This window comes from Pseudomonas sp. NPDC089401, assembly GCF_044749485.1.
GTDB lineage: Bacteria > Pseudomonadota > Gammaproteobacteria > Pseudomonadales > Pseudomonadaceae > Aquipseudomonas.
In genome coordinates, this window is the sequence record NZ_JBIVIA010000006.1 from 1 (window position 1) to 24,298 (window position 24,298).

Here is a 24,298-nt window from a genome sequence, read left to right on the forward strand (position 1 = left end):
TAACCGTATCAAGCTGAGGCTTAATGGCCTGAGCCCTGTTGAGTACAGGACTCAGGCTGCTGCTTAGAACTGTCCAACTTTTTGGGGGCAGTCCAAGTATCGCACTGACGCCGAGGGCAGCGCGGTACCTGTGGGAGCGGGTTCACCCGCGAAGAGGCCGCCACAGGCAAACAAAAAGGCCGGCAACTTTCGCTGCCGGCCTTTGCGCTTACTTGGCCTGGTAGATGATCCCCGGGCTGCACTGGACCATCTGGTAATGGTCCGGCAACCCGTTCAGCGCCTCGGAAGCGCCGAGGAACAGGTAGCCCCCAGGCTTCAGGGTGCTGTGGATGCGCATCAGGATGTCCTTCTTGACCTGCGCCGAGAAGTAGATCAGTACGTTGCGGCAGAACACGATGTCGAACTTGCCCAGGCTCGCATAGCTGTCGAGCAGGTTGAACGAGCGGAACTCGACGCGGCTGCGAATGGCCGGCTTGACCGCCCAGCGCCCCGGCGCCTTGGTGTCGAAGTAGCGCTGCAGGCGCTCCTGGGACAGGCCACGGGCAATCGCCAGGCTGTCGTACTCGCCAGTCTTGCAGTTGGTCAGCATCGACCCGGACAGGTCGGTGGCGACGATCTGCGCGCCCATCTTCAGCTGGCCCAGGTTGCTGCGCTCGAACTCATCGATGGCCATCGAGATGGAGTAAGGCTCCTGCCCCGACGAACAGGCCGCCGACCACATGCGCAGGCGCTGGCCAGGGTTGTTCTTGATGAACTCGGGAATGACCTTGTTCTTCAGCACTTCGAACGGGTAGGTGTCGCGAAACCACAGGGTTTCGTTGGTGGTCATGGCGTCGACCACCAGCTCGCGCAGGCCGCCGCGCGGCTGGGTCTGGATGCGCTGCACCAGCTCGCCCAGGCTCTTGATGCCCTGTTGTTCCATCAGCTTGTTGAGACGGCTGGAAACCAGGTACTGCTTATTCTCCCCCAGCAGGATGCCACAGGCTTTTTCCAGGAAGACCCTGAACTGTTCGAACTCCAAATTACCCGTAGACACTACTGCCGCCTCTTTTCAATCACTGGTGCCGGGGGCCAGCCCCCGGCTGCTTCAATGCGTTGCCTTGATCCGGTCGACCACCCGCTGGGCCAGGTCGTCCGGCTTGAACTTGGCCAGGAAGTCATCGGCCCCGACCTTCTTCACCATCGCCTGGTTGAACACCCCGGACAGCGAAGTATGCAGGCAGATATGCAGTTTTTGCATGCGCGGGTCGCTGCGAATCTCTGCTGTAAGCGTATAGCCGTCCATTTCCGGCATTTCAATGTCGGAGATCATCATCAGGAACTCTTCTTCCGGCTTCTTGCCCTCGTCCACCAGCTTGCGCAGGTAGTCCAGGGCCTGACGGCCGTCATTGAGCGCCACCACCTCGACACCGACGGTCTGCAGGCAACGGCTGACCTGCTTGCGCGCCACCGACGAGTCGTCGACGGTCAGCACCCGCAGCATCGTGGCCTTGTCCTGCACCTCGGCATCGATCACGCCGGCCGACACCGTCTCGGACCCCGGAGCCACCTCGGCCAGCACCTTCTCCACGTCGATGATCTCGACCATGCGGTTGTCCACCCGGGTCACCGCGGTCAGGTAGTGATCGCGGCCGGTGCCCTTGGGTGGCGGATGGATCTCTTCCCAGTTCATGTTGACGATGCGCTCGACCGAGTGCACCAGGAAGCCCTGGGTCTTGGTGTTGTACTCGGTGATGATGACGAAGCTGCTGCGCGTGTCTTCCTTCAACCCCGGCAGGCCGGTGGCCATCGACAGGTCGAGGATCGGGATGGTCGCCCCGCGAATGTTGGCCACGCCGCGCACCACCCGGTGCGATTTGGGCAGCAAGGTCAGGTCCGGGCACTGCAGCACCTCGCGGACCTTGAACACGTTGATGCCATAGAGCTGATCGCCATTGAGGCGGAACAGCAGCAATTCCAGGCGATTCTGCCCGACCAGCTGCGTGCGCTGATTGACTGAATCCATTACCCCCGCCATGCCTGACTCCTTCTTTTTCAGCCATTCGTTGCAACTCAAAACAGAGAGTCGGCACGGGCTTTGCTTTTTTGAGCGTCATGTATACGAAAACGACAATTTTCCGACGACTGACGCACCTGCTGAACGGCGCGCTGGCCGTGCTGTGCCTGACGGCACCCGGCACGCGCACGCTGGCGGACGCGGTTACCTTGCCTGAACAGCTTATCGGTGTCACCCAAGGGTTTCTTGAGTTCACCGTCGAAGATTACCTGGCAACCACCCAGACGGCAGGCCGTTACGAGATCCAGGTCAACCCGCTCGACCCGCGCCTGCGCATGCCGTTGTGCAGCCAGCAGCTGGATGCCTCGCTGGAAAGCCCGGCCGTGCCGCTGGGCCGGGTCACCGTGAAGGTCCGCTGCGACAGCAACGCGCCGTGGACGGTGTTCGTGCCGGCGACGGTGCGGCTGTTCCGCGATGTGGTGGTGGTGACCCGCCCGCTCAAGCGCGAAAACCTGATCGGCGAAGGCGATGTGGCCCTGCGCGAGCGCGATGTGGGCAGCCTGACCCAGGGTTTTCTTACCGACCTGGACCAGGCGGTGGGCATGAAGATGCTGCGCCCGACGGTGATCGACCAGGTGCTGACCCCGCAGCATCTCGAGCAGGCCGAGGTGATCCGCAAGGGCGACCATGTGGTGATCACCGCCACTACCGGTACCTTGAGCGTGCGCATGCCCGGCGAGGCCCTGAGCAAGGGTGGCCAGGGCGAGCAGATCCGGGTGCGCAACCTCAATTCGCAACGGGTGGTCAAAGCCCGGGTCACCGGCCCCGGCCAGGTCGAGGTCGCCATGTAGATTGGGCTGGCGGTGTGCAATTGCTTTTCCTAAACTGTGCCGGGAACGGGTCGCGAGCTTGCTGACAGGCGGCTATGCATTTGTGCCTAAAGTTTCTTTCGGGTTGGCCGAAAACAAGGCAAGCGTCCAAACACCCAGAGGTTTCTGATCATGGTTATCGACTTCAGTCGTTTGAATAACTCTCCGTCCATCACGGGCGGCGTGCGTGGCAACGGCACGTCCGGCAGCGCCGAAAAAACCGGCGAAACTGTCGAAACGCCGCAAAAGGCCAGCGCCAGCGGAGAAGCAGTACACCTCAGCCAAGAGGCCCAGAAGTTGCAGAATGTCAGCGACAAGCTGCGCGACCAGCCCGTCGTCAACAGTGCCCGCGTGGCGCAGTTGAAGCAGGCGATCGCAGATGGCAGCTACCAGGTCGATGCCGGCCGGGTCGCCAGCAAACTGCTCGATTTCGAAGCTCAGCGCTAAGCCGTTCGGCGCGCTGACTTCACGGACGCTATGTAAAGCCAAGAGTTAGCCATGCACGACATCACTTTGCTGCAACTGATCGAAGACGACATCGCACCGACGCAGGAACTGCTCGACCTCCTCCAGCAGGAGGCGGTGGCCCTGCACGCCCGCGACATGGCACCGCTGGAGGGCATCCTGGCCCGCAAGCAGTCGCTGATCGTCCTGCTCGAGCAGCAAGGCACGCGCCGCAACAACCTGCTGACCAGCCTTGGCCTCGGCGCCAACCGGGCCGGTGTGCAGGCACTGGCTGCGCAGTCGGACAACGGCGAGCTGATCATGCAGCAACTCGATGTGCTGACCCAGTTGATGGACGCCTGCCAGAAGGTCAACGAGACCAACGGGCGGATCATCCAGGTGCAGCAGCATGTCACGGCCAACCAGATCAGAATCCTCCAGGGCGGCGAAGCGCCGTCGCTGTACGATAGCCGTGGCACCACTTCCCCACTGGCCAAGCCCCGGGCGCTCAGCCAAGTGTGATTACTTCTATCAAGGCACGGAACATACTGGCAAAATGCCGTACATTGCGTGTGTCGTTTATGCCTGGAGATTTATAACCCGTGTTCAACGAAACCGATGAGCCGCAACCACCGAAGGTGCTGAACACGCCTTTGGAGATCACGGCCAACCTGCGCCAGCTGCAAGACAGCCATGATCCCCTGATCATCACCTTCCATGAGCGCAGCCAGCGGTTCCAGAGCTACGTGGTGCACGTGGACCGTGACAACGACATCCTGGCGCTGGACGAAATGATCCCGCGCGATGGCGAGAAATTCATCGAGAACGGCGAGCCGTTCCGTGTCGAAGGCTTCCATGACGGCGTGCGCATCGCCTGGGAGTGCGACCACGAGCTGAAGATCACCGAGATCGACGGCCACCGCTGCTACCGCGGCGCCCTGCCCCTGGAAATGACCTACCACCAGCGCCGCAATGCCTTCCGCGCGGCGCTGAAGCTGTCGCAACTGGTCGACATCGTCCTCGACGGCAGCTTCCTCAAAGGCAACGGCGCCCTGCGCGGCAAGTTGCTGGACATCTCCGCCACCGGCTGCAAGCTGCGCTTCGAAGGCAACGTCGAAGACCGCCTGCAACTGGGCCAGGTGTACGAGCGCTTCAAGGCCAGCAACCCGCTGGGCCTGGTCGACACCATGGTCGAGCTGCGCCACCTGCACTACGAGGAGCGCATCAACACCACCTTCGCCGGGGTGCGCTTCCATAACCTCAATGGCCAGGCACAGCGCAAGATCGAGAGTTTTGTCTACCAGCTGCAGCGTGAAGCGCGGCGGTTCGACAAGGACGATTATTGATCGGCCGCTGAATGCACAACGCCACCCATCGGGTGGCGTTCTTGTTCATGGGGTTGCAGGCCCGGCCTCTTCGCGGGCAAGCCCGCTCCCACAGGGATATCACAAGGCCTGGGAGCAGTGAAGTTCCTGTGGGAGCGGGTTCACCCGCGAAGAGGCCGGCACAGGCTCAGACCGATTTGCTGACCTCATCCCCAGCCCGAGCCTCTACCTCCGGCTCGGCCTTGTCCTCATCCTCGGTATCCTCAGCCGCCACCGGCGCCTGCATCACCTCCTGCACGGTCTGCTCATCCACCCGCGGGTCGAGCGCCGCCGACAGCGGCGAACCGGCCGCCGGCATGGCCACGTGGCCCAGCGGCGCGTCCTGCACCTGGTGCAACCCGGTGACCGCCTTCGGCCGGATGCGCCATACCAGCACCAGGGCAAAGAACACGAAGAAGGCATAGAGCATCTGCGGCCCCAGCACCTTCATCAGCACCCCCGCCGCCAACGGCCCGATACAGGCCCCGACGCCGTAGGTGACCAGCAGCATGGCGGTCAGCGACACCCGCCGCTCGCTCTCCACATGGTCGTTGGAAAACGCCACCGCCAGCGGATACAGGCAGAACTGCAACAGCGAAATCACGAAGGCGATACCGAACAGCGCTTCCAGCGGCACGCTGGGCAGAAACGCCAGCGGTGCCGAGGCCAGCCCCAGGCCCAGCGCCACGCTGCGGATCAGCACCGCCCGGTCATAGCGGTCGGACAACCAGCCCAGCGGCCACTGCACCAGCAGCCCGGCGAAGATACAGCAGCCCATGAACAGGCCGATCTGCTCGGTCGACAACCCCTGGCTGGACGCATACAGCGGCGCCAGACCATAGAACGAGCCAACGATCAGGCCCGAGCCGAGCACCGTGCTCAATGACTGCGGCACCCGCTTGATGAAGAACTTCGGCTCCATCGGTGCCGGGCGCAATGGCGCCGGGTGGATGCGCCGGGTCATCGCCACCGGCACCAGGCACAGGGCGAAGCACATGGCCACCAGCATCAGCAGTTCAGGCCCCAGCTCCGGGTGCACCACCAGGATCAGCTGGCCAAGCACCAGGCCCAGGTACGAAGCGATCATGTAGCCACTGAACACCGCACCGCGGTGCTTGGCCTCGGCCTGCTCGTTGAGCCAGCTCTCGATGACCATGTACTGGCACATCATCCCCAGGCCGACGATCATCCGCAGCCCGACCCACACCGGCAACCAGCTGGTCATGCCATGGCCGAGCACCGCCGCGCAGACGATGCCGGCGCAGGTGGTGTAGGCCCTTATGTGCCCCACCCGGCCGATCAGGCGATGGCCGATCTTGCCGCCCAGCGCCAGGCCGAAGTAGTTGGCGGCCATCAGCGCCCCCACCCACAGGCTGTCGACATGGTCGGCCGCCAGGCGCAGGGCCAGGTAGGTGCTGAGCAGGCCCGAGCCGATCAGCATCATCAAGGCCGCGAAATACAACGACTGAAACGGCTTCCAGATGTTTCGCATACGTCCCGTCAGCTCCCAGGTCAGGTGGCGTTGGCTTGCTGGCAAGCATAAAAGCAAAACGGCCGCGACGCAGGCCCTCGCAGGCAAAATTGGCAAACGGGGGCGCGTCCGGTAGCGGTTGTGTCGTGCTCAGGCCTGTGCCGCCAGCACGCGCCGCTCCCAGGGGGTGATTTCGTCGAAGAAGTCCGTCAGCTCCAGGGTCTTGGTGGCGAGGTAGCCATCGATGAACTCGCTGCCGAACAGCTCCCGGGCCAGGCTGCTGTGCTTGAGGCGCTGCAGCGCGGCGTGCAGGGTGCACGGCAGGCTCAGGTGCTCGGGCACCTCGAACTCGCCCTGGATCGCCGGGCTCGGCTGCAGCCGCTGCTCGATGCCGTGCAGGCCGGCGGCCAGGCTGGCGGCAATGGCCAGGTAAGGGTTGGCGTCGGCGCCCGCCAGGCGGTTCTCGACCCGCCGCGCCGCCGGCGCGCTGGCCGGGATGCGCAGGCCGGCGGCGCGGTTGTCCTCGGACCAGCAGGCGTTGTTCGGCGACGCATAGGGGTGGCACAGGCGCTGGTAGGAATTGACATTGGGCGCGAACAACGCGGTGAAGTCCGCCATGCACGCCTGCTGCCCGCCAATGAAGTGATGGAAGGCGTCGGTTGCCTGGCCCTGCTCGTCACTGAACAGGTTACGCCCGCTGGCGATGTCCACCAGGCTCTGGTGGATGTGCATCGAGCTGCCGGGAGTGTGCGCCAGCGGTTTGGCCATGCACACGACCGTGAGGCCGTGCTTGAGCGCCACCTCCTTGAGCAGGTGCTTGAACAGGAACGTCTGGTCGGCCAGCTGCAACGGGTCGCCGTGCAGCAGGTTGATCTCGAACTGGCTGACGCCCATTTCGTGCATGAAGGTGTCACGTGGCAGGCCGAGCGCCGCCATGCACCGGTAGACCTCCTGGAAGAACGGACGCAGGCCATTGTTGGAGCTGACGCTGAACGCCGAATGGCCCAGCTCGCGGCGGCCATCCTTGCCGACTGGCGGAAGGAACGCTTGATGCGGGTCGGTATTGGGGGCGAAGACGAAGAATTCCAGCTCGGTCGCCACCACCGGTGCCAGGCCCAGGGCCGCATAGCGGGCGATCACCGCCTTGAGCTGGCCGCGGGTGGACAGCGCCGAAGGGCTGCCGTCGAGCTCGACGGCATCGCAGATGGCCAGCGCCAGGCCGTCGTCGCTCCACGGCAGGCGGTGGGTCTGCCCAGGGTCCGCCACCAGCGCCAGGTCGCCGTCGTCGCTGCCGTAGAAGCGCGCCGGCGGGTAGCCACCCATGATGCATTGCAGCAGCACGCCCCGAGCCATCTGCAGGCGGCGGCCTTCGAGAAAGCCCTCGGCGGTCATCACCTTGCCGCGCGGGACGCCGTTGAGGTCGGGGGTGACGCATTCGATCTGGTCGATGCCCTGCAGGAGCTCGACGGGCGAGCGGTGGGCGGCGGTGGTCATGACGCTTGTCCTTGTTGTTATAGGCTGGCAACAACATAGGCTCCGGGTGTTTAAAATATCAAGCACCCTCTCTATTGCCTGTACTGGCCCTTTCGCGGGTAAACCCGCTCCCACAGGGATCACACATTGCTTGGAGCTTGTGCTGTACCTGTGGGAGCGGGTTTACCCGCGAAAGGGCCAGTACAGGTGAAAGCTACTCCCGCAAGGTCATGCCATTGGCAGGCAACGGCAACGCCGTCTTGTACCGCACCTGCTTGAGGGCAAAGCTGGAGCGGATGTTCGCCACCCCCGGCAACCGTGTCAGGTAATCGAGAAACCGCTCCAGCGCCTGGATGCTCGGCAACAGCACCCGCAGCAGGTAATCCGGGTCCCCGGTCATCAGGTAGCACTCCATCACCTCGGGCCGTTCGGCGATCTCTTCCTCGAACCGGTGCAACGCCTGCTCGACCTGCTTTTCCAGGCTGACATGGATGAACACGTTCACATCCAGCCCCAGTACCTCGGGCGACAGCAAGGTCACCTGCTGGCGAATCACCCCCAGCTCCTCCATGGCCTTGACCCGGTTGAAGCACGGCGTGGGCGACAGGTTCACCGAACGCGCCAGCTCCGCGTTGGTGATGCGGGCGTTGTCCTGGAGGCTGTTGAGAATGCCGATATCGGTACGATCGAGCTTGCGCATGAGACAAATTCACCGGTTTTTTGTGTTTATCCGGAATGTTTATCTTCCCCTTCCGGCAAAGGCAATCAACTTGAGAGAAATATTCTCCCCACCTGCCACTAAGATGTAGATGACGCTGACCTGCCAGTCACAAGCCGGTAGCCAGCGGCGGCCGCTTCAAAGCTCACAAAAACAATATTCGAGCGAGCGTAAAAAGCATGAACGAGTACGCCCCCCTGCGTTTGCATGTGCCCGAGCCCACAGGCCGGCCAGGCTGCCAGACCGATTTTTCCTACCTGCGCCTGAACGACGCAGGGCAAGTCCGTAAACCGCCGATCGATGTCGATGCTGCCGACACCGCCGACCTGTCCTACAGCCTGATCCGCGTGCTCGACGAGCAGGGCAATGCACTGGGCCCGTGGGCCGAGGGCATCGACCCGCAGGTGCTGCGCCAAGGCATGCGCGCCATGCTCAAGACACGCATCTTCGACAGCCGCATGGTGGTCGCCCAGCGCCAGAAGAAGATGTCGTTCTACATGCAGAGCCTGGGCGAGGAAGCCATCGGCAGCGCCCAGGCACTGGCCCTCAACCGCACCGACATGTGCTTCCCCACCTACCGCCAGCAGAGCATCCTGATGGCCCGCGAGGTGTCGCTGGTGGAGATGATCTGCCAGTTGCTGTCCAACGAGCGCGACCCGCTCAAGGGTCGCCAGCTGCCGATCATGTATTCGGTGCGCGAGGCCGGCTTCTTCACCATCAGCGGCAACCTGGCGACCCAGTTCGTGCAGGCGGTCGGCTGGGCCATGGCCTCGGCGATCAAGGGCGATACCAAGATCGCCTCGGCCTGGATCGGCGACGGCGCCACCGCCGAGTCGGACTTCCATACCGCCCTCACCTTCGCCCACGTGTACCGCGCCCCGGTGATCCTCAACGTGGTCAACAACCAGTGGGCGATCTCCACCTTCCAGGCCATCGCCGGCGGCGAGCAGACCACCTTCGCCGGGCGCGGCGTGGGCTGCGGCATCGCCTCGCTGCGGGTCGACGGCAACGACTTCGTCGCCGTGTACGCTGCCTCGCGCTGGGCCGCCGAACGCGCCCGCCGCGGCCTCGGCCCATCGCTGATCGAATGGGTCACCTACCGCGCCGGCCCGCACTCCACCTCCGACGACCCGTCCAAGTACCGCCCCGCCGATGACTGGAGCCACTTCCCGCTGGGCGACCCGATCGCCCGCCTGAAGCAGCACCTCATCAAGATCGGCCACTGGTCGGAAGACGAACACCAGACCACCACCGCCGAATTCGAGGCCGCCGTGATCGCCGCGCAGAAGGAGGCCGAGCAGTACGGCACCCTCGCCAACGGCCACATCCCCAGCGCCGCCTCGATGTTCGAGGACGTGTACAAGGACATGCCCGACCACCTGCGCCGCCAGCGCCAGGAACTGGGGGTTTGAGATGAACGACCACAACAACAGCATCAACCCGGAAACCGCCATGGCCACCAGCACCCTGACCATGATCCAGGCCCTGCGCTCGGCCATGGACGTGATGCTCGAACGCGACGACAACGTGGTGATCTACGGCCAGGACGTCGGCTACTTCGGCGGCGTGTTCCGCTGCACCGAAGGCCTGCAGGCCAAGTACGGCAAGTCACGCGTGTTCGACGCGCCGATCTCCGAGAGTGGCATCGTCGGCACCGCCGTGGGCATGGGCGCCTACGGCTTGCGCCCGGTGGTGGAAATCCAGTTCGCCGACTACTTCTACCCCGCCTCCGACCAGATCGTTTCGGAGATGGCCCGCCTGCGCTACCGCTCGGCCGGCGAGTTCATCGCCCCGCTGACCCTGCGCATGCCGTGCGGCGGCGGCATCTACGGCGGCCAGACCCACAGCCAGAGCCCCGAGGCGATGTTCACCCAGGTCTGCGGCCTGCGCACGGTCATGCCGTCCAACCCGTATGACGCCAAGGGCCTGCTGATCGCCTCGATCGAATGCGACGACCCGGTGATATTCCTCGAGCCCAAGCGCCTGTACAACGGCCCGTTCGACGGCCACCACGACCGCCCGGTAACCCCCTGGTCGAAACACCCGCAAAGCGCCGTGCCGGATGGCTATTACAACGTGCCGCTGGACAAGGCGGCGATCACCCGCCCGGGCAACGACGTCACCGTACTGACCTACGGCACCACGGTCTACGTGGCCCAGGTGGCAGCCGAGGAAAGCGGCGTCGACGCCGAGGTCATCGACCTGCGCAGCCTCTGGCCGCTGGACCTGGAGACCATCGTCGAGTCGGTGCGCAAGACCGGCCGCTGCGTGGTCGTGCACGAAGCCACCCGCACCTGCGGCTTCGGTGCCGAACTGGTGTCGCTGGTGCAGGAGCACTGCTTCCATCACCTCGAAGCGCCGATCGAGCGCGTCACCGGCTGGGACACCCCCTACCCCCACGCACAGGAATGGGCCTATTTCCCCGGCCCTGCACGGGTAGGCGCGGCATTGAAACGGGTCATGGAGGTCTGAATGGGCACGCACGTCATCAAGATGCCGGACATTGGCGAAGGCATCGCGCAGGTCGAGTTGGTGGAGTGGTTCGTCAAGGTCGGCGACGTGATCGCCGAGGATCAGGTGGTGGCCGATGTCATGACCGACAAGGCCACCGTGGAAATCCCTTCGCCGGTCAGCGGCAAGGTGCTGGCCCTGGGTGGCCAGCCGGGTGAGGTGATGGCGGTCGGCAGCGAGCTGATCCGCATCGAAGTGGAAGGTGGCGGCAACCATGTCGATGTGCCGCAGCCCAAGCCAGTGGAAGCGCCGGTTGCGGCCCAGCCCGCAGCGCAAGCCGCCCCCCGACCTGCGGCATACCAGCCGCCGGTGGAGCATGAACCCGCACCGATCGTGCCGCGCCAGCCAGGCGACAAGCCACTGGCCTCCCCGGCCGTGCGCAAGCGCGCGCTGGATGCCGGCATCGAGCTGCGCTACGTGCACGGCAGCGGCCCGGCCGGGCGCATCCTGCACGAAGACCTCGACGCCTTCATCAGCAAGCCCCAGGGCACCGCTGGCCAGGCCCCGAGTGGTTATGCCAGACGCACTGACAGCGAGCAGGTGCCGGTGATCGGCCTGCGCCGCAAGATCGCCCAGCGCATGCAGGACGCCAAGCGCCGCGTCGCCCACTTCAGCTACGTGGAAGAAATCGACGTCACCGCCCTGGAGGCCCTGCGCCAGCAACTCAACGCCAGGTACGGCGATGCTCGCGGCAAGCTGACCCTGCTGCCGTTGCTGGTCCGCGCCCTGGTCGTCGCCCTGCGCGACTTCCCGCAGATCAACGCCACCTACGACGACGAAGCCCAGGTCATCACCCGCCACGGCGCGGTGCATGTGGGCATCGCCACCCAAGGTGACAACGGCCTGATGGTGCCGGTGCTGCGCCATGCCGAGGCCGCCAGCCTGTGGGCCAACGCCGGCGAGATCGCGCGCCTGGCCAATGCCGCCCGCAGCAACAAGGCCAGCCGCGAGGAACTGAGCGGCTCGACCATCACCCTGACCAGCCTCGGGGCCCTGGGCGGCATCGTCAGCACGCCGGTGGTCAACACCCCGGAGGTGGCGATCGTCGGCGTCAACCGCATCGTCGAGCGCCCCGTGGTGGTCGACGGCCAGATCGTCGTGCGCAAGATGATGAACCTGTCCAGCTCGTTCGACCACCGGGTGGTCGATGGCATGGATGCCGCGCAGTTCATCCAGGCCGTGCGTGGCCTGCTTGAGCAACCTGCCTGTTTGTTCGTGGAGTGAGCATGTCCCAGATCATCGACACTACCCTGCTGATCATCGGCGGCGGCCCCGGCGGCTATGTGGCCGCCATCCGCGCCGGGCAGCTGGGCATCCCCACCGTGCTGGTCGAGGGCCAGGCCCTGGGCGGCACCTGCCTGAACATCGGCTGTATCCCGTCCAAGGCGCTGATCCACGTGGCCGAGCAGTTCCACCAGGCCACAAGCTTTGCCGGGCAGTCGGCGCTGGGCATCAAGGTAGACGCGCCACGCCTGGACATCGGCCAGAGCGTGGCCTGGAAGGACGGCATCGTCGACCGCCTGACCAGCGGCGTGGCGGCGCTGCTGAAAAAGCACGGGGTCAAGGTGATCCACGGCTGGGCCAAGGTGCTCGACGGCAAGCACGTCGAGGTCGACGGCCAGCGCATCCGCTGCGAGCACCTGCTGCTGGCCACCGGCTCCAGCAGCGTCGAGCTGCCGATGCTGCCGCTGGGCGGGCCGGTGATATCGTCCACCGAGGCCCTGGCCCCCCGGGCGCTACCCCGGCACCTGGTGGTGGTGGGCGGCGGCTACATCGGCCTGGAGCTGGGCATCGCCTACCGCAAGCTCGGCGCGCAGGTCAGCGTGGTGGAGGCGCGCGAGCGCATCCTGCCGACCTATGACAGCGAGCTGACCGCACCGGTCGCCGAATCCCTCAAGAAGCTGGGCATTGCCCTGTACCTGGGGCACAGCGTCGAAGGCTACGAACAGGGTTGCCTTCTGGCCGGCGACGGCAAGGGCGGGCAACTGCGCCTGGAAGCCGACCAAGTGCTGGTGGCCGTGGGCCGTCGCCCGCGCACCCAGGGCTTCAACCTCGAATGCCTGGACCTGAAGAGGAATGGCAGCGCCATCGCCATCGACGAACGTTGCCAGACCAGCATGCGCAATGTCTGGGCCATCGGCGACGTGGCCGGTGAGCCGATGCTGGCGCACCGGGCCATGGCCCAGGGCGAGATGGTGGCCGAGATCATCGCCGGCAAGGCACGGCGCTTCGAACCCGGCGCGATTGCCGCGGTGTGCTTCACCGACCCGGAGCTGGTGGTGGTCGGCAAGACGCCGGAGCAGGCCAGCCAGCAAGGGTTGGATTGCATCGTCGCGCAGTTCCCGTTCGCCGCCAACGGCCGGGCCATGAGCCTGGAATCGAAAAGCGGCTTCGTGCGCGTGGTGGCGCGGCGTGACAACCACCTGATCGTCGGCTGGCAGGCGGTGGGCGTGGCGGTTTCCGAGCTGTCCACGGCGTTTGCCCAATCGCTGGAGATGGGCGCGCGGCTGGAGGATGTGGCCGGCACCATCCATGCCCACCCGACCTTGGGCGAGGCGGTGCAGGAAGCGGCCTTGCGGGCGTTGGGGCACGCATTGCACATCTGAAAGACCTGTGCCGGCCTCTTCGCGGGTAAACCCGCTCCCACAGGCTGTGGGAGCGGGTTTACCCGCGAAGAGGCCGGCACAGGCTTACTCGGAAATGGCGTTCTTGCCACGATCCTTGGCTCGGTACAGGGCCTTGTCGGCCCGCGCCAACAACGCCTGGGTATCCTCCCCTTCCTGCCACTGCACCACGCCGTAACTCAGGGTCAGCAGGCACCCCTCCACCGGTTCGGCCTGCGCCATCACCTCGCGCAGGTAGCCTGCCACTTCCAGCGCATCGCCCAGGCCGGTCTGCGGCAACACCATCACGAACTCATCCCCACCCCAACGCGCCAGCAGGTCCTGCTCTCGCAGGCTACCGTGCAGGCAATGCGCCACCTGCACCAGCGCGGCATCGCCGCGGGCATGCCCATGACGATCGTTGATCGGCTTGAAGTCGTCCACATCCATGGCGATCACCGCCAACGGCTGGCGAAAGCGTTGGGCCCGCTCGCACGCCTGCTGCAAGGTCTTTTCCAGCCGGTAGCGGTTGGCGATGCGGGTCAAGGCGTCGCGCTCGGCCAATTCACGGTTCTCGTCCAGTTGCCGCTGCAACTGCTGGTTGACCCACGACAGCTCGCGGGTACGCTCGGCCACCTGGCTTTCCAGCGACTGGTTCCTCTGCTCCAGCTGCGCCACCAGGCGCTTGCCGGCGTCGATGTTGCGATGGGCACCAAGCATGCGTGCCACCGAGCCGTCGTCGTTGCGGGCGATGATGTGCCCGCTGTCCTCGACCCACAGGTAGCTGCCATCGGCGCAGCGGCAACGGTATTCGATGCGATAGTGCTCGTTGCGCTGGTCAAGGTACGCCTCGAAGTGCGCCATCACCCGTGGGTAGTCCTCGGGATGGATCACGCTCTCCCAGGTGAGCACGGTGTTGGCCATGGAATGGCTGGCGTAGCCGAGCATGGCGTACCAGCCGGGGTTGCGGTAAACGTAGCCGCTGTTGGCATCCCAGTCCCAGATGCCATCGCTGACCAGATCGAACAGCAAGTGCAACTGCTGCTCGCTGAAACCGGCAGGCGCCGGCCTTGATTGCTGACTCATTGACGCTCCCTCTGCGGTACAGCAACTGCGCCCGGCGATGGGGCTGCCGTCCATGATCATGTTTGCCGCAAGCGGCAAGATGGTGCCTCTGCCGGGCAAGCATATGCCCGGCGCGCGGCCACCGGAATAGCCACAGTGCCCTATTTTCGTGCCCCAAACCGCTGGCATGGGTCTTGCCCTTCTCCCCAGGCTTTGCAACGTCCAAGGAGGAACACATGGCAATTACCCTCAACGGCCTGGGTTGGCAGGCCTCCGTGCAGCAACAGCAGCGCGCCAACCACGAGCAGGCCCAAGCTGCGTTCATGCCGGTGCGCGCACCCGTGGCGGCCGGCAATACGTCCAGCCAGCAGAACAGCCAGGGCAGCACGTCCCAGCAGAAGGCCGACGACGCTCGCGAAGAGGCCTTCGCCAAGCTCAAGGTGCTGCTGCAGAACCCGGATGTCGCCGCGCGCCAGCAGGCCGGGGCCAGCACCCAGGAAACCAGCGACGCGGTGCAGGATTTCCGCGACTACATGGCCAAGTCGCCAGAGGAGAAGATCAAGGAAAAGATCCTGCAGGAACTGGGCATGACCGAGGACGAATACAACGCCCTGCCGCCCGAGCAGCAGGCCAAGGTCGATGAGCAGATCGCCCAGCGCATGAAGGAAGACGTGGAGATGAAGACCCAGGCCAAGGTCGCCGAGCAGCAAGTGCGGGCCGAGCAGGCTCGCCAGGGTACCGACATCGCCGCCTCCCAGGGCACGGACGAGCGCGAGAAGGCGCTGCAAGCCGGCCAGGTCTGAGCACGGGGGTGGCCGGTGCAACACCGGTCGCCCCTCATGCCAGCTGCTCGAGCGCCTCTTCGACGGCCGCCACGCGCGGGTTGCCGGTGGCGCCAGGCAAGCGCCAGGCGGCGATGGTCAGCCCCAAAGGCACCGAACAGCCCAGCGGTGCGACCAGTTCGCCACGCTCCAGATAGGGCTGTATCAGGCTTCGGCGGCCGATCAGCACCCCCGCGCCGAGCAAGGCCTGCTGCACCGCGATCGAGTACAGCGAAAAGCCGGGGCCACGGGCAACGAACGACTGCCCGGGCATCACCGCGCTCGACCATACGTCCCAGTCCTGCCAGCCGACGTCCTTGATGCAGCGTGCACCAGCCAGGTCTTCGAGGCGGCCGAGCTGCCCGGCCAGCGCGGGGCTGCACACCGGCAGGATATGTTCCTCGGCGAGCGTGCGCTGGCCGCGCTCGAGGGTGTCGACATAGAACAGGCACAAGTCGAACGGGCTGCGCTTGAGGTTGGGCGGCTCGTCCACCGCCGTGACGGAAATCTCGATCGGCGCCAGCATCTCTGTCAGGCGCGGCAGGCGCGGGCCGATCCACAACTGCGCCAGGGCCGGCGAAGTGACGATATGCACCCGCTGCGGCGCGGCCAGGCGGCGCAGGGTGCGCGCGGCCTCCTCCACCGCGTCGAAGGCCTCGGTGAACTGCACCTTCACACTTTCGCCCAGCGGCGTCAGGCGCACGCCCTTGGCGTGGCGTTCGAACAATGCAGCTCCGTATTGGCTCTCCAGGGTCTTGATCAGCGCCGCGATGGCACCGGGGGTGACCTTCAGCTCATGGGCCGCACGGGCGAAACCGCCGAGCCGCGCCGAGGCTTCGAAGGCGCGCAGGGCATTGAGCTGCAAGGTGTGCCGGGTGGGAGAATCCAGTGACATGGTTTCAGGCCTATTTTTTTTAGGCCTAATATTCCAGAAATCTGCGTTGTTACCAAGTGCCGGCGCTTTTACCTTGAACAGGCCGGGCAGCGGCTTTGCTGCCCTGGCTGGATATCGCCAAGGAATTCACATGAGCTACAACAGCGCGATGCAGGCGTGGGTCGACGGCGCCCGCGCGGCCCTGCCACTGACCACCAGCGTGGTGCCGTTCGGCCTGATCACCGGGGTGACGGCCATCGGCATGGGCATGTCCCCGTTCGAAACCCTGGGCATGACCTTGCTGTTCTACTCCGGGTCGGCGCAGATGGTGGTGCTGCAACTGATGCAGACCGGCGCCCTGCCGCTGACCATGGTGGTCACCGCATGGGTGATCAACCTGCGCTTCCTGATGTACAGCGCGGCGCTTGCCCCGCACCTCAGCGATCAGCCACGCCGGCGTAGCTGGCCACTGTCGTACCTGCTCTCCGACCAGTCCTTTGCCTTGTGCACCCTCAGGTTCGGCGCCAACGGGCTGGGCCGCTTCGCCTTCCCCTACTACATGGGCACCGCCATACCGCTGTGGCTTGGCTGGAACCTGGCGGTGCTGGCGGGCATCTACCTGGGCGCGGGGATCTCGGCGTCCTGGTCGCTGGGCTTCGCCATCCCGCTGTCGTTCCTGGCGCTGCTGGTGCCCGGCATCCGCAACCCGGCGACCCTCGGCGCAGCGCTGCTCGGTGGCGGGCTGGCGGTGCTGGCCCATGACTTGCCGTACAACCTTGGCCTGCTGGTCGCCTCGGTGGGCGGGGTGACGGCCGGGCTGACCATCGAGCAACTGCGCAAAGGCGCACCTGTGGCTGCGGAGGCGCCATGATCGAGATGAGCCATTGGATCACCTTCGCCCTGATCGGCCTGGGCACCTTCGCCATCCGCCTGTCGTTCATCGAGTTCTACGGCGCCCTGCGCATTCCGCCGATGCTGCGGCGCGCGCTGGTGTACGTGCCGGCCAGCGTGCTCGCGGCGCTGGTGCTGCCGGCCGTGGTGTTCAAGGCCGGCCAGCCCGGCATCGACTGGGGCAACGCGCAGATACCGGCCGCCGTGGTGGCTGGCTTGATCGCCTGGCGCACCCGCAGCACCTTGCTGACCCTGGCAGTCGGCATGGGCGTGCTGTGGGGGCTGCAGCACTGGGGCTACTGATCAGCGATCGGGCACCATGCTGTAACGGTTGCGGCCGCCGCGCTTGGCTTCGTACATGGCCTTGTCGGCCAGCGCCAGGACATCGTCGACCGTCTGCGGGTCGTGGCCGGTGGGGTTGAGATAGACCCCGATGCTGGCGCCCACGGTCACCTGCGCACCCTCCACCACGACCGGCGCCGACAGCACATCGCACAGCTTGCGCGCGATGTCCTGCGCCGAGGCCTGGCTGGCTACGGCCTGGGCGACGACGACGAACTCGTCACCGGCCAGCCGGGCGACCATGTCATCGGCGCGCATGATCGCCAGCATGCGCCCCGCCGCCGCTTGCAGCACCGCGTCTCCGGCCTCGTGGCCATGCTGGTCGTTGACCTGCTTGAAGCCGTCCAGGTCGATGAAGAACAGCGCGAACGGTGCCCGCTGCTGCAGGGAGTAGCCCAGTTCCTGATGCAGCGCCACGCGGTTGGGCAGGCCGGTCAGCGCATCGAGGGTGGCCTGGTCGAGCAGGGTCTTTTCCTTGCGCTTGCGCTCGGTGACGTCCAGCGACATGACGAAAAAACCCTCGACCTTGCCATGGCGGACATCCGGCACGTAGGACGCATGCCAGATCCTTGAATCGTCGGGGCTGTAGCGCACGTTGTCGGCCTCCACCCGCTCTCCGGCCAGGGCTCGCTGGAAGCACGGCAGCAATTGCCGGTAGACGTCCGCCGGCAGCACATCGCTGACCTTGCGGCCCTTGAGTTCGATCGGCTCGACGCCAAAGATCTGCCGGTACACGGCATTGTTGAAGCGGTATTCGAGGTCTGGCCCGATCTGCGCGATCAGCACCGGGATATTGTCGGCGATGGCCTGCAGGGTTTCCTGGCTGCGCGCCAGCTCTTCGGTGCGCTGCGCGACCTGTTGTTCGAGGGTGGCCTGGTAGCGCTGCAACTGCTGCTGGCGGCGCTTGCGTTCGCTGATGTCACGCACGAACACCACCAATTGCTCGGTAACCCCATTCTCGTTGCGCAAGGCCGACAGGCTCAGCTCGGCCCACAGTGCCGGGTTGCCGGCGGTGACCAGGCGCACTTCGCACACCTGCGCGTCCTGCTCGCCAGTGACGATCGCCTGCCAGGGCCCGGTCACCTTGGCCAGGTCCTGCGGGTCGACCAGTTCGCCGAACGGGGTCAGCACCAACCACTCCCTGCTCTTGCCCACCAGCTGGCAAAACTCGCGGTTGGGTTCGAGGATGCGCCCGTCCAGGCCGACCAGGGCCTTGCTGGTAGGGCTGTTGTCGAACACCCGCTGGAAGCGCACCTCCGACGACTGCAAGGCACTCTGCTCGGCCTGCCGCGTCGCAGTGCCCGAGTCCATGGCCAGGCTGCGGTGGAGCATCTCCCGCTCGACGATGCGCGCCAGGTCGCGCAAGTGCGCAAGCTCGGTGTCGGAGATCTGCCGCGGGCGAGTGTCGAGCACACACAGCGTGCCGACGGCGAGTTCACCGGCAAAGCGCAGCGGCACCCCGGCGTAGAAGCGGATGCCCGGCCCACCGGTGACCAGCGGGTTGTCCTCGAAGCGCGGGTCGGCGGTGGCATCCGGGATCACCAGGATGTCTTCGGCGAACAGGGCGTGGGCGCAGAACGCCATGTCCCGGGGGGTCTCGGTGGCATCCAGGCCCTGGCGCGACTTGAACCACTGGCGGTTCATGTCGACCAGCGACACCAGGGCCATGGGCACATCGAGCAGCACGCTGGCCAGCCGGGTGAGGCGGTCGAAGGTCTCCTCGGCGGGGGTATCGAGGATATTCAGGCTCTCGAGGAAGCACAGGCGCGCAGCTTCGTTGAGGGGTGACGGGGCGATTTGCATGACGACTCGCTCGACAAAATCCTAATCCGCAACGATAGCGGTGCCGCGCTCAAGCGCAAGCCTTCCCTCTCTTCAATCCGTTTCGGCAAGCCGTATAATCGGTTTTTTTGTAAGCCGAAGATGTTTTTTCATGAAGAAATTGTTTTACGTCGTCGCCCTCACCCTCGCCGCCATTCCCACCGCCTTCGCCGAACCGCCCGCCACCTTCACCGAAGCCAAGGTCATCGCCAAACAGAAGATCTACCTCGACCAGGCCAGCAGTGCCATGGGCGAACTCTACTGCGGCTGCAAGTGGACCTGGGCCGGCAAGTCCGGCGGGCGCGTCGACCTCAAGTCGTGCGGCTACGAGGCCCGCAAGGTAAAAACCCGCGCCGAACGCACCGAGTGGGAACATATCGTCCCGGCCTGGACCTTCGGCCACCAGCGCCAGTGCTGGCAGAACGGCGGGCGCGAACAGTGCGTGGACAGCGACCCGACCTTCCGCGCAATGGAAGCCGACCTGTTCAACCTCTACCCGTCCGTGGGCGAGGTCAACGGTGACCGCAGCAACTTCAACTACGGCATGGTCTCTGGCGTGGCACCGCAGTACGGGCAGTGCACCACTCGCATCGACTTCCAGCAGAAGGTCGCCGAGCCGCGTGACGAAGTGAAGGGACTGGTGGCGCGCACTACCTTCTACATGTTCGATCGCTACAAGCTGAGCATGTCGCGCCAGCAGCAGCAGGTGCTGATGGCCTGGGACAAGCAGCACCCGGTGAGCGCCTGGGAAAAGCAGCGCGAGCAGCGCATTGCCGCGATCATGGGGCATGACAACCCGTTCGTGACCGGTGCCCGCAAGTGGACGCTGGGCTATGCGCCGCAAGGGGCCGATGCTGCGCCGATGGCCGCCGCCAGGCCGGCAGGCAAGCCGACCTTGGCCAGTGCCGCCGAAGGGAGCGCGGTGATTGGCAACAGCAACAGCCATGTGTACCACCTGGCCAGCGGCTGCCCCGGGTATGGGCAGGTGTCGCAGAAGAACCAGGTGGCGTTTGGCACGGAAGCGCAAGCGCAGGCTGCGGGGTATCGCAAGGCGGGGAACTGCAAGTAACGACAGTGGGGCGCCAGCCGCCCCATTTTCTACTCTGCGCGCCACTGGCCATTCAGGCGCACACATTCCGCCTCGGCTTCCCGCCGGGTCAGGAACCCTTGGCAGAGCCTCATCTTTGCCTGGGTGTCATAGAGATCGAAACCATCGGCCACCAGGCGAGACAGCAACGGCTCGCGTCGTGGAATCAGATCCTTCTCGACCGGTACAGCAGGTACCACAACGAAGCGCGGCTGCATGATCATCCCTCTTTCAGCAGTGCTTTAGTATTAGTCCGGTTATGTAAAAGCATCAAGGCAGCTCATGCACGAGTTGCGTTCGCCATGGAAGGAAACCACCCGGGAAGGGAGAGTTGCGGCAGTTGCGCAGTATCGGGCTTGGGGGATTCGGGAAGATGGCGTCCCAGGCAGGAATTGAACCTGCAACCTTCCCCTTAGGAGGGGGATGCTCTATCCAATTGAGCTACTGAGACGGCAAGAACCGGCAGCGAGCGCCGCACGGCTGGATGGCGAGCATGTTAACCAGCAGATTGCCGTTTGTCATGCCTCAATCGGGCTTTTTGCATGTAGGGCATATCCGTGCGACTTACTGGATCAGTCGCTCCTCGCGCAGCAGTGCCAGCAACGCGTCAACTGCCGTGGTCAACGGGCCGGAATTGTCCAGCAGATGTACCGAGGAATCAGGCCTGGCCTGAAGCCTGGCATTACGTGCCAGGCGCTGGTCGATCTGCTCCGACGTCTCGCGCCCTCGCCCAAGCAGACGCTCGCGCAGCACCTCAGGCTTCACCACCAGGCTGATCGCCAACAGGTCGGGGTAATGCAGGCGCGCTTCAGGCAGGTAGGCACGCGAGCCATTGACCAGGACAGACCGCCCCTGCCCCAGCCATCGATCCAGCTCGGCCGGAATACCATAGCTCAGGCCATTGGCCTGCCAGTGCATGGCGAATGCGCCTTGCGCGCGCATGGCCTCGAATCGCTCGGGACTCACTCCATGGGCCGCTTCACCGGTTGCCTCGGCAGAGCGAGTGATCACCCGGCGGATCACTTCCACCCCTGCGGCGGCTAATTGCGCGCGAGAAGCATCGATCAAGGAATCTTTTCCCGAACCCGACGGTCCTACCAGAAATATCAGGCGACCAGAGGTAGGGCCTCGGGGGCTTGCGTCATGTTGCATAGCCACTATGCTCTATGAAAGGAAACCCGCGCATTCTAGGTGTTTTCTGGGAGCTTTGCTGCGTTTTACAGGTTTTTGACGGCAAGGCGCTGACGGTGCGAATGGCTGGATAATGTAAAACTTTTCAAACCAGTGCTCATTTCTGATAATTGGTACTGGCAAAAAGCCTTTATCCAGATCACTATTTGTCACAGAATTGACGCCAAGGAAACGGCGACTTTGAGGCAAGATGACACCATTAATTTCGTTGACGGTTGAACATTTTGTCGTCGCCACGGTCGTACCACCATCCCGTGCGGCCAATTTGTGAACCGCTTTCCCCTGAACTAAAAACCGGTCAATTTATATGCGCCCAATGAAACAGGCTATTTATTCGAGCCGCACCGCAGACAAGTTCGTCGTCCGCCTGCCAGACGGAATGCGTGAGCGCATTGCCGAGGTAGCGCGCAACCATCACCGCAGCATGAACTCGGAGATCATCGCCCGCCTGGAACAAAGCCTTATCCAGGAAGGTGCGCTGGGCGACGAGCTGAGCATGCGCCTTGACAGCCCGGAGCTGTCGTTGCACGAGCGCGAGCTGCTGCAACGCTTCCGCCAGCTTTCCCACCGCCAGCAGAACGCGCTGGTGGCCCTCATCGCTCACGATGTGGAAATGGCTGCCGACGCCTCCTGAGGTCGTTTGCAGCAGACAGAAAAAAGCCAGCGCAAGCTGGCTTTTTTCGTTGGATTCTTCCGGGTTTCACGCACTTGTAGGAGCGGCCTTGTGTCGCGAAAGGAGCGCCCAGCGCTCCCGGGATCTTGACCGTTTCGAAATGGCTGGGGGCTCTACGCACCCCTTTCGCGACGCAAGGCCGCTCCTACAGGGCTCGCGTCAGAGCAGGAACAGGGTTGCCAGGCCCAGGAAGATGAAGAAACCGCCACTGTCGGTCACCGCGGTGATCATTACGCTCGAGCCCATGGCCGGGTCGCGGCCCAGGCGGGTCAAGGTCATCGGGATCAATACGCCCATGAATGCCGCCAGCAACAGGTTCAGCGTCATCGCCGCGGTCATCACCACGCCCAGCGACCAGCTGCCATACAGCCAGAACGCCACCGCACCGATCACCCCGCCCCAGATCAGGCCATTGAGCAACCCTACCGCCAGCTCCTTGCGCATCAGCCGGCTGGTGTTGCCGGGCGACACCTGGTCCAGCGCCATGGCCCGAACGATCATGGTAATGGTCTGGTTGCCGGAGTTGCCGCCGATGCCCGCCACGATCGGCATCAGGGCGGCCAGGGCCACCAGCTTCTCGATCGAGCCTTCGAACAAGCCGATCACCCGCGAAGCGAGAAACGCGGTGATCAGGTTGACTGCCAGCCAAGCCCAGCGGTTGCGCAGCGAGCGCCAGACCGAGGCGAAGATGTCCTCCTCCTCACGCAGACCGGCCATGTTGAGGACTTCGCTTTCGCTTTCCTCACGGATCAGGTCGACCATTTCATCGATGGTCAGTCGACCGATCAAACGCTCGGCCTTGTCCACCACCGGCGCCGATACCAGGTCATAACGCTCGAAGGCCTGGGCCGCGTCGTAGGCATCTTCCTCGGGGTGGAAGGATACCGGATCGGTCGCCATGACCTCCGCCACCATCTTATCCGGGTCGTTGACCAGCAGGCGCTTGATCGGCAGCACACCCTTGAGGATACCGTCGTAGTCGACCACGAACAGCTTGTCGGTGTGGTTGGGCAATTCTTTCAGCCGGCGCAGGTAGCGCAGCACCACTTCCAGGCTGACGTCTTCGCGGATGGTGACCATCTCGAAGTCCATCAACGCACCGACCTGCTCCTCGTCATAGCTCAGCGCCGAACGCACGCGCTCACGCTGCTGGGCATCGAGGGTTTCCATCAACTCATGGACGACGTCGCGCGGCAGCTCAGGGGCCAGGTCGGCGAGTTCGTCGGCGTCCATTTCCTTGGCGGCCGCGAGGATCTCGTGATCGTCCATGTCGGCGATCAGCGACTGGCGCACCGAGTCGGACACTTCGAGGAGGATGTCGCCATCACGATCCGAGCGCACCAGCTGCCAGACCGTCAGGCGGTCTTCCAGGGGCAAGGCTTCGAGGATGTAGGCGATGTCGGCAGGGTGAAGATCGTCGAGCTTGCGCTGCAGCTCGACCAGATTCTGACGGTGGACCAGGCTCTCCACCAGGTCGTTGTGCTGGCCTTCCTGACGATGGGTCAGGTCTTCCACCACACGCTGGCGCTGCAGCAGTTCGACCACCTGGGCCAGGCGGTCCTGCAGGCTTTCCTGCGCTTTCTTTACTTCTACTTCAGTCATAGGCGAACTCCACTCCCAGCAGCGGAGCACGCCGGGGGAATCAATCGGTCAGATCAAGCTGCATGAATCTTGTTAAGGGGTAACTACTGGGTAAGTCCATGGTGGTTTTCCACAAGCCCCGGCGGGGCTGACGGGCGCAATCATACACTGCCTTAGCTGTCAGATCGCTTAAAATTTTGGCCAGAACAATCGTTTGCGCAATAAAGCTATGACAACGCTCGAAGCCAACAGTGCGACGGCTTGGCTCGCGCATTGAGCACATTGGATGTGTGCCTGGATGTGTACGCGCTGTAACACGTACTGATGAGCTTAGTTGGGTATCGCTGGAAATTCAGCGCCCGGAGAAAGCAAAAAGCCCGCTCAAATGAGCGGGCTTCTTGATGTATGGCGGACTCAGCAGGATTCGAACCTGCGACCGCTCGGTTCGTAGCCGAGTACTCTATCCAGCTGAGCTATGAGTCCGTGGTTGGTAGTTTTAGACC

The 24,298-nt window shown here is 64.4% G+C and carries 24 protein-coding genes and 2 tRNA genes; 13 read left to right on the forward strand and 13 right to left on the reverse strand.

Annotation, left to right across the window (positions count from 1 at the left end; translation table 11 throughout):
- Positions 1-208: 208 nt before the first annotated feature.
- Positions 209-1,036 carry a protein-glutamate O-methyltransferase CheR gene (gene cheR / locus ACIP21_RS14980; RefSeq protein WP_400688729.1) on the reverse strand — a complete coding sequence of 276 codons (828 nt, stop codon included), beginning with the start codon at positions 1,034-1,036 and terminating at the stop codon, positions 209-211.
- A 51-nt stretch (positions 1,037-1,087) separates the two neighbouring features.
- Positions 1,088-2,017 carry a chemotaxis protein CheV gene (locus ACIP21_RS14985; protein WP_400688731.1) on the reverse strand — a complete coding sequence of 310 codons (930 nt, stop codon included), beginning with the start codon at positions 2,015-2,017 and terminating at the stop codon, positions 1,088-1,090.
- 77 nt (positions 2,018-2,094) lie between these two features.
- Here ACIP21_RS14985 and flgA point away from each other — a divergent pair, with 77 nt between their 5' ends.
- From flgA to ACIP21_RS15005, 4 genes are all read left to right on the forward strand, one after another.
- A complete protein-coding gene (flgA, locus tag ACIP21_RS14990) occupies positions 2,095-2,847 on the forward strand; it encodes a flagellar basal body P-ring formation chaperone FlgA (protein ID WP_400688733.1) in 753 nt (250 codons plus the stop codon).
- 150 nt (positions 2,848-2,997) lie between these two features.
- The gene (gene flgM / locus ACIP21_RS14995) at positions 2,998-3,312 is read left to right on the forward strand and encodes a flagellar biosynthesis anti-sigma factor FlgM (RefSeq protein WP_400688736.1); all 315 of its coding nucleotides are present in this window, start codon (positions 2,998-3,000) and stop codon (positions 3,310-3,312) included.
- Between the two features lie 51 nt (positions 3,313-3,363).
- Complete coding sequence (locus tag ACIP21_RS15000) at positions 3,364-3,831, forward strand: flagella synthesis protein FlgN (protein ID WP_400688738.1); 468 nt, start codon at positions 3,364-3,366, stop codon at positions 3,829-3,831.
- 80 nt (positions 3,832-3,911) lie between these two features.
- The gene (locus tag ACIP21_RS15005; RefSeq protein WP_400688740.1) at positions 3,912-4,655 is read left to right on the forward strand and encodes a flagellar brake protein; all 744 of its coding nucleotides are present in this window, start codon (positions 3,912-3,914) and stop codon (positions 4,653-4,655) included.
- 166 nt (positions 4,656-4,821) lie between these two features.
- Here ACIP21_RS15005 and ACIP21_RS15010 read toward each other — a convergent pair whose 3' ends face one another.
- From ACIP21_RS15010 to bkdR, 3 genes are all read right to left on the reverse strand, one after another.
- Positions 4,822-6,165, reverse strand: coding sequence for an MFS transporter (locus ACIP21_RS15010; RefSeq protein ID WP_400688742.1), 1,344 nt, complete (start codon positions 6,163-6,165; stop codon positions 4,822-4,824).
- Between the two features lie 129 nt (positions 6,166-6,294).
- Positions 6,295-7,536, reverse strand: coding sequence for a glutamine synthetase family protein (locus tag ACIP21_RS15015; protein WP_400689481.1), 1,242 nt, complete (start codon positions 7,534-7,536; stop codon positions 6,295-6,297).
- Between the two features lie 295 nt (positions 7,537-7,831).
- Positions 7,832-8,317, reverse strand: coding sequence for a Bkd operon transcriptional regulator BkdR (bkdR, locus tag ACIP21_RS15020; RefSeq protein WP_008098689.1), 486 nt, complete (start codon positions 8,315-8,317; stop codon positions 7,832-7,834).
- Positions 8,318-8,514: 197 nt separating this feature from the next.
- Here bkdR and ACIP21_RS15025 point away from each other — a divergent pair, with 197 nt between their 5' ends.
- The 4 genes from ACIP21_RS15025 to lpdA are packed head-to-tail and all read left to right on the forward strand — an operon-like array spanning position 8,515 to position 13,452.
- Positions 8,515-9,747, forward strand: coding sequence for a 3-methyl-2-oxobutanoate dehydrogenase (2-methylpropanoyl-transferring) subunit alpha (locus ACIP21_RS15025; RefSeq protein WP_400688745.1), 1,233 nt, complete (start codon positions 8,515-8,517; stop codon positions 9,745-9,747).
- Between the two features lies 1 nt (position 9,748).
- Entirely contained in the window at positions 9,749-10,807 is a 1,059-nt protein-coding gene (locus ACIP21_RS15030; RefSeq protein WP_400688748.1) for an alpha-ketoacid dehydrogenase subunit beta, read from the forward strand.
- Complete coding sequence (locus ACIP21_RS15035; RefSeq protein ID WP_400688750.1) at positions 10,808-12,070, forward strand: dihydrolipoamide acetyltransferase family protein; 1,263 nt, start codon at positions 10,808-10,810, stop codon at positions 12,068-12,070.
- A 2-nt stretch (positions 12,071-12,072) separates the two neighbouring features.
- On the forward strand, positions 12,073-13,452 hold the full coding sequence (lpdA, locus tag ACIP21_RS15040) for a dihydrolipoyl dehydrogenase (protein ID WP_400688753.1): 1,380 nt from the start codon (positions 12,073-12,075) through the stop codon (positions 13,450-13,452).
- 84 nt (positions 13,453-13,536) lie between these two features.
- On the opposite strand, the gene ACIP21_RS15045 is transcribed toward lpdA, so the two are convergent.
- Entirely contained in the window at positions 13,537-14,535 is a 999-nt protein-coding gene (locus ACIP21_RS15045) for a diguanylate cyclase (RefSeq protein ID WP_400688755.1), read from the reverse strand.
- 215 nt (positions 14,536-14,750) lie between these two features.
- Here ACIP21_RS15045 and ACIP21_RS15050 point away from each other — a divergent pair, with 215 nt between their 5' ends.
- Positions 14,751-15,317: a hypothetical protein gene (locus ACIP21_RS15050; protein WP_400688757.1), complete on the forward strand. Its 567-nt coding sequence runs from the start codon at positions 14,751-14,753 to the stop codon at positions 15,315-15,317.
- Between the two features lie 34 nt (positions 15,318-15,351).
- Here ACIP21_RS15050 and ACIP21_RS15055 read toward each other — a convergent pair whose 3' ends face one another.
- A complete protein-coding gene (locus ACIP21_RS15055; RefSeq protein ID WP_400688760.1) occupies positions 15,352-16,230 on the reverse strand; it encodes a LysR family transcriptional regulator in 879 nt (292 codons plus the stop codon).
- A 130-nt stretch (positions 16,231-16,360) separates the two neighbouring features.
- On the opposite strand from ACIP21_RS15055, the gene ACIP21_RS15060 reads away from it, so the two are divergent.
- Positions 16,361-17,080, forward strand: a complete 720-nt coding sequence (locus ACIP21_RS15060) for an AzlC family ABC transporter permease (RefSeq protein WP_400688763.1) — start codon at positions 16,361-16,363, stop codon at positions 17,078-17,080.
- Positions 17,077-17,403 (forward strand): AzlD domain-containing protein, encoded by a 327-nt coding sequence (locus ACIP21_RS15065; protein ID WP_400688766.1) that lies wholly within the window; start codon positions 17,077-17,079, stop codon positions 17,401-17,403. The genes ACIP21_RS15060 and ACIP21_RS15065 overlap by 4 nt, the downstream gene beginning before the upstream one ends.
- Here the strand turns inward: ACIP21_RS15065 and ACIP21_RS15070 are convergent, their stop codons facing one another.
- On the reverse strand, positions 17,404-19,245 hold the full coding sequence (locus ACIP21_RS15070) for a diguanylate cyclase domain-containing protein (protein ID WP_400688769.1): 1,842 nt from the start codon (positions 19,243-19,245) through the stop codon (positions 17,404-17,406). It abuts the gene before it with no gap.
- 130 nt (positions 19,246-19,375) lie between these two features.
- On the opposite strand from ACIP21_RS15070, the gene ACIP21_RS15075 reads away from it, so the two are divergent.
- Entirely contained in the window at positions 19,376-20,332 is a 957-nt protein-coding gene (locus ACIP21_RS15075; RefSeq protein WP_400688772.1) for an endonuclease, read from the forward strand.
- A gap of 29 nt (positions 20,333-20,361) precedes the next feature.
- Here ACIP21_RS15075 and ACIP21_RS15080 read toward each other — a convergent pair whose 3' ends face one another.
- The 3 genes from ACIP21_RS15080 to phnN all read right to left on the reverse strand — a co-directional run bounded on the left by ACIP21_RS15080 (position 20,362) and on the right by phnN (position 21,502).
- Positions 20,362-20,574, reverse strand: a complete 213-nt coding sequence (locus tag ACIP21_RS15080; protein WP_400688774.1) for a hypothetical protein — start codon at positions 20,572-20,574, stop codon at positions 20,362-20,364.
- A 150-nt stretch (positions 20,575-20,724) separates the two neighbouring features.
- Positions 20,725-20,801, reverse strand: a tRNA-Arg gene (locus tag ACIP21_RS15085).
- Between the two features lie 113 nt (positions 20,802-20,914).
- Positions 20,915-21,502 carry a phosphonate metabolism protein/1,5-bisphosphokinase (PRPP-forming) PhnN gene (phnN, locus tag ACIP21_RS15090; protein ID WP_400688777.1) on the reverse strand — a complete coding sequence of 196 codons (588 nt, stop codon included), beginning with the start codon at positions 21,500-21,502 and terminating at the stop codon, positions 20,915-20,917.
- A 346-nt stretch (positions 21,503-21,848) separates the two neighbouring features.
- On the opposite strand from phnN, the gene ACIP21_RS15095 reads away from it, so the two are divergent.
- Complete coding sequence (locus tag ACIP21_RS15095) at positions 21,849-22,175, forward strand: Arc family DNA-binding protein (RefSeq protein WP_003254499.1); 327 nt, start codon at positions 21,849-21,851, stop codon at positions 22,173-22,175.
- Between the two features lie 198 nt (positions 22,176-22,373).
- Here the strand turns inward: ACIP21_RS15095 and mgtE are convergent, their stop codons facing one another.
- Together mgtE and ACIP21_RS15105 are read right to left on the reverse strand one after the other, a co-directional pair.
- Positions 22,374-23,816 (reverse strand): magnesium transporter, encoded by a 1,443-nt coding sequence (gene mgtE / locus ACIP21_RS15100; protein WP_400688780.1) that lies wholly within the window; start codon positions 23,814-23,816, stop codon positions 22,374-22,376.
- Positions 23,817-24,201: 385 nt separating this feature from the next.
- A tRNA-Arg gene (locus ACIP21_RS15105) sits at positions 24,202-24,278 on the reverse strand.
- Between the last annotated feature and the right edge of the window lie 20 nt (positions 24,279-24,298).

Coding starts and splice junctions, on each gene's coding strand:
- ACIP21_RS14985 (WP_400688731.1), bottom strand. CDS start 2,017: ATGGCGGGGGTAATGGATTCAGTCAATCAGCGCACGCAGCTGGTCGGG.
- flgA (WP_400688733.1), top strand. CDS start 2,095: ATGTATACGAAAACGACAATTTTCCGACGACTGACGCACCTGCTGAAC.
- flgM (WP_400688736.1), top strand. CDS start 2,998: ATGGTTATCGACTTCAGTCGTTTGAATAACTCTCCGTCCATCACGGGC.
- ACIP21_RS15000 (WP_400688738.1), top strand. CDS start 3,364: ATGCACGACATCACTTTGCTGCAACTGATCGAAGACGACATCGCACCG.
- ACIP21_RS15010 (WP_400688742.1), bottom strand. CDS start 6,165: ATGCGAAACATCTGGAAGCCGTTTCAGTCGTTGTATTTCGCGGCCTTG.
- ACIP21_RS15015 (WP_400689481.1), bottom strand. CDS start 7,536: ATGACCGCCGAGGGCTTTCTCGAAGGCCGCCGCCTGCAGATGGCTCGG.
- bkdR (WP_008098689.1), bottom strand. CDS start 8,317: ATGCGCAAGCTCGATCGTACCGATATCGGCATTCTCAACAGCCTCCAG.
- ACIP21_RS15025 (WP_400688745.1), top strand. CDS start 8,515: ATGAACGAGTACGCCCCCCTGCGTTTGCATGTGCCCGAGCCCACAGGC.
- ACIP21_RS15030 (WP_400688748.1), top strand. CDS start 9,749: ATGAACGACCACAACAACAGCATCAACCCGGAAACCGCCATGGCCACC.
- ACIP21_RS15035 (WP_400688750.1), top strand. CDS start 10,808: ATGGGCACGCACGTCATCAAGATGCCGGACATTGGCGAAGGCATCGCG.
- lpdA (WP_400688753.1), top strand. CDS start 12,073: ATGTCCCAGATCATCGACACTACCCTGCTGATCATCGGCGGCGGCCCC.
- ACIP21_RS15045 (WP_400688755.1), bottom strand. CDS start 14,535: ATGAGTCAGCAATCAAGGCCGGCGCCTGCCGGTTTCAGCGAGCAGCAG.
- ACIP21_RS15050 (WP_400688757.1), top strand. CDS start 14,751: ATGGCAATTACCCTCAACGGCCTGGGTTGGCAGGCCTCCGTGCAGCAA.
- ACIP21_RS15055 (WP_400688760.1), bottom strand. CDS start 16,230: ATGTCACTGGATTCTCCCACCCGGCACACCTTGCAGCTCAATGCCCTG.
- ACIP21_RS15060 (WP_400688763.1), top strand. CDS start 16,361: ATGAGCTACAACAGCGCGATGCAGGCGTGGGTCGACGGCGCCCGCGCG.
- ACIP21_RS15065 (WP_400688766.1), top strand. CDS start 17,077: ATGATCGAGATGAGCCATTGGATCACCTTCGCCCTGATCGGCCTGGGC.
- ACIP21_RS15070 (WP_400688769.1), bottom strand. CDS start 19,245: ATGCAAATCGCCCCGTCACCCCTCAACGAAGCTGCGCGCCTGTGCTTC.
- ACIP21_RS15075 (WP_400688772.1), top strand. CDS start 19,376: ATGAAGAAATTGTTTTACGTCGTCGCCCTCACCCTCGCCGCCATTCCC.
- ACIP21_RS15080 (WP_400688774.1), bottom strand. CDS start 20,574: ATGATCATGCAGCCGCGCTTCGTTGTGGTACCTGCTGTACCGGTCGAG.
- phnN (WP_400688777.1), bottom strand. CDS start 21,502: ATGCAACATGACGCAAGCCCCCGAGGCCCTACCTCTGGTCGCCTGATA.
- ACIP21_RS15095 (WP_003254499.1), top strand. CDS start 21,849: ATGCGCCCAATGAAACAGGCTATTTATTCGAGCCGCACCGCAGACAAG.
- mgtE (WP_400688780.1), bottom strand. CDS start 23,816: ATGACTGAAGTAGAAGTAAAGAAAGCGCAGGAAAGCCTGCAGGACCGC.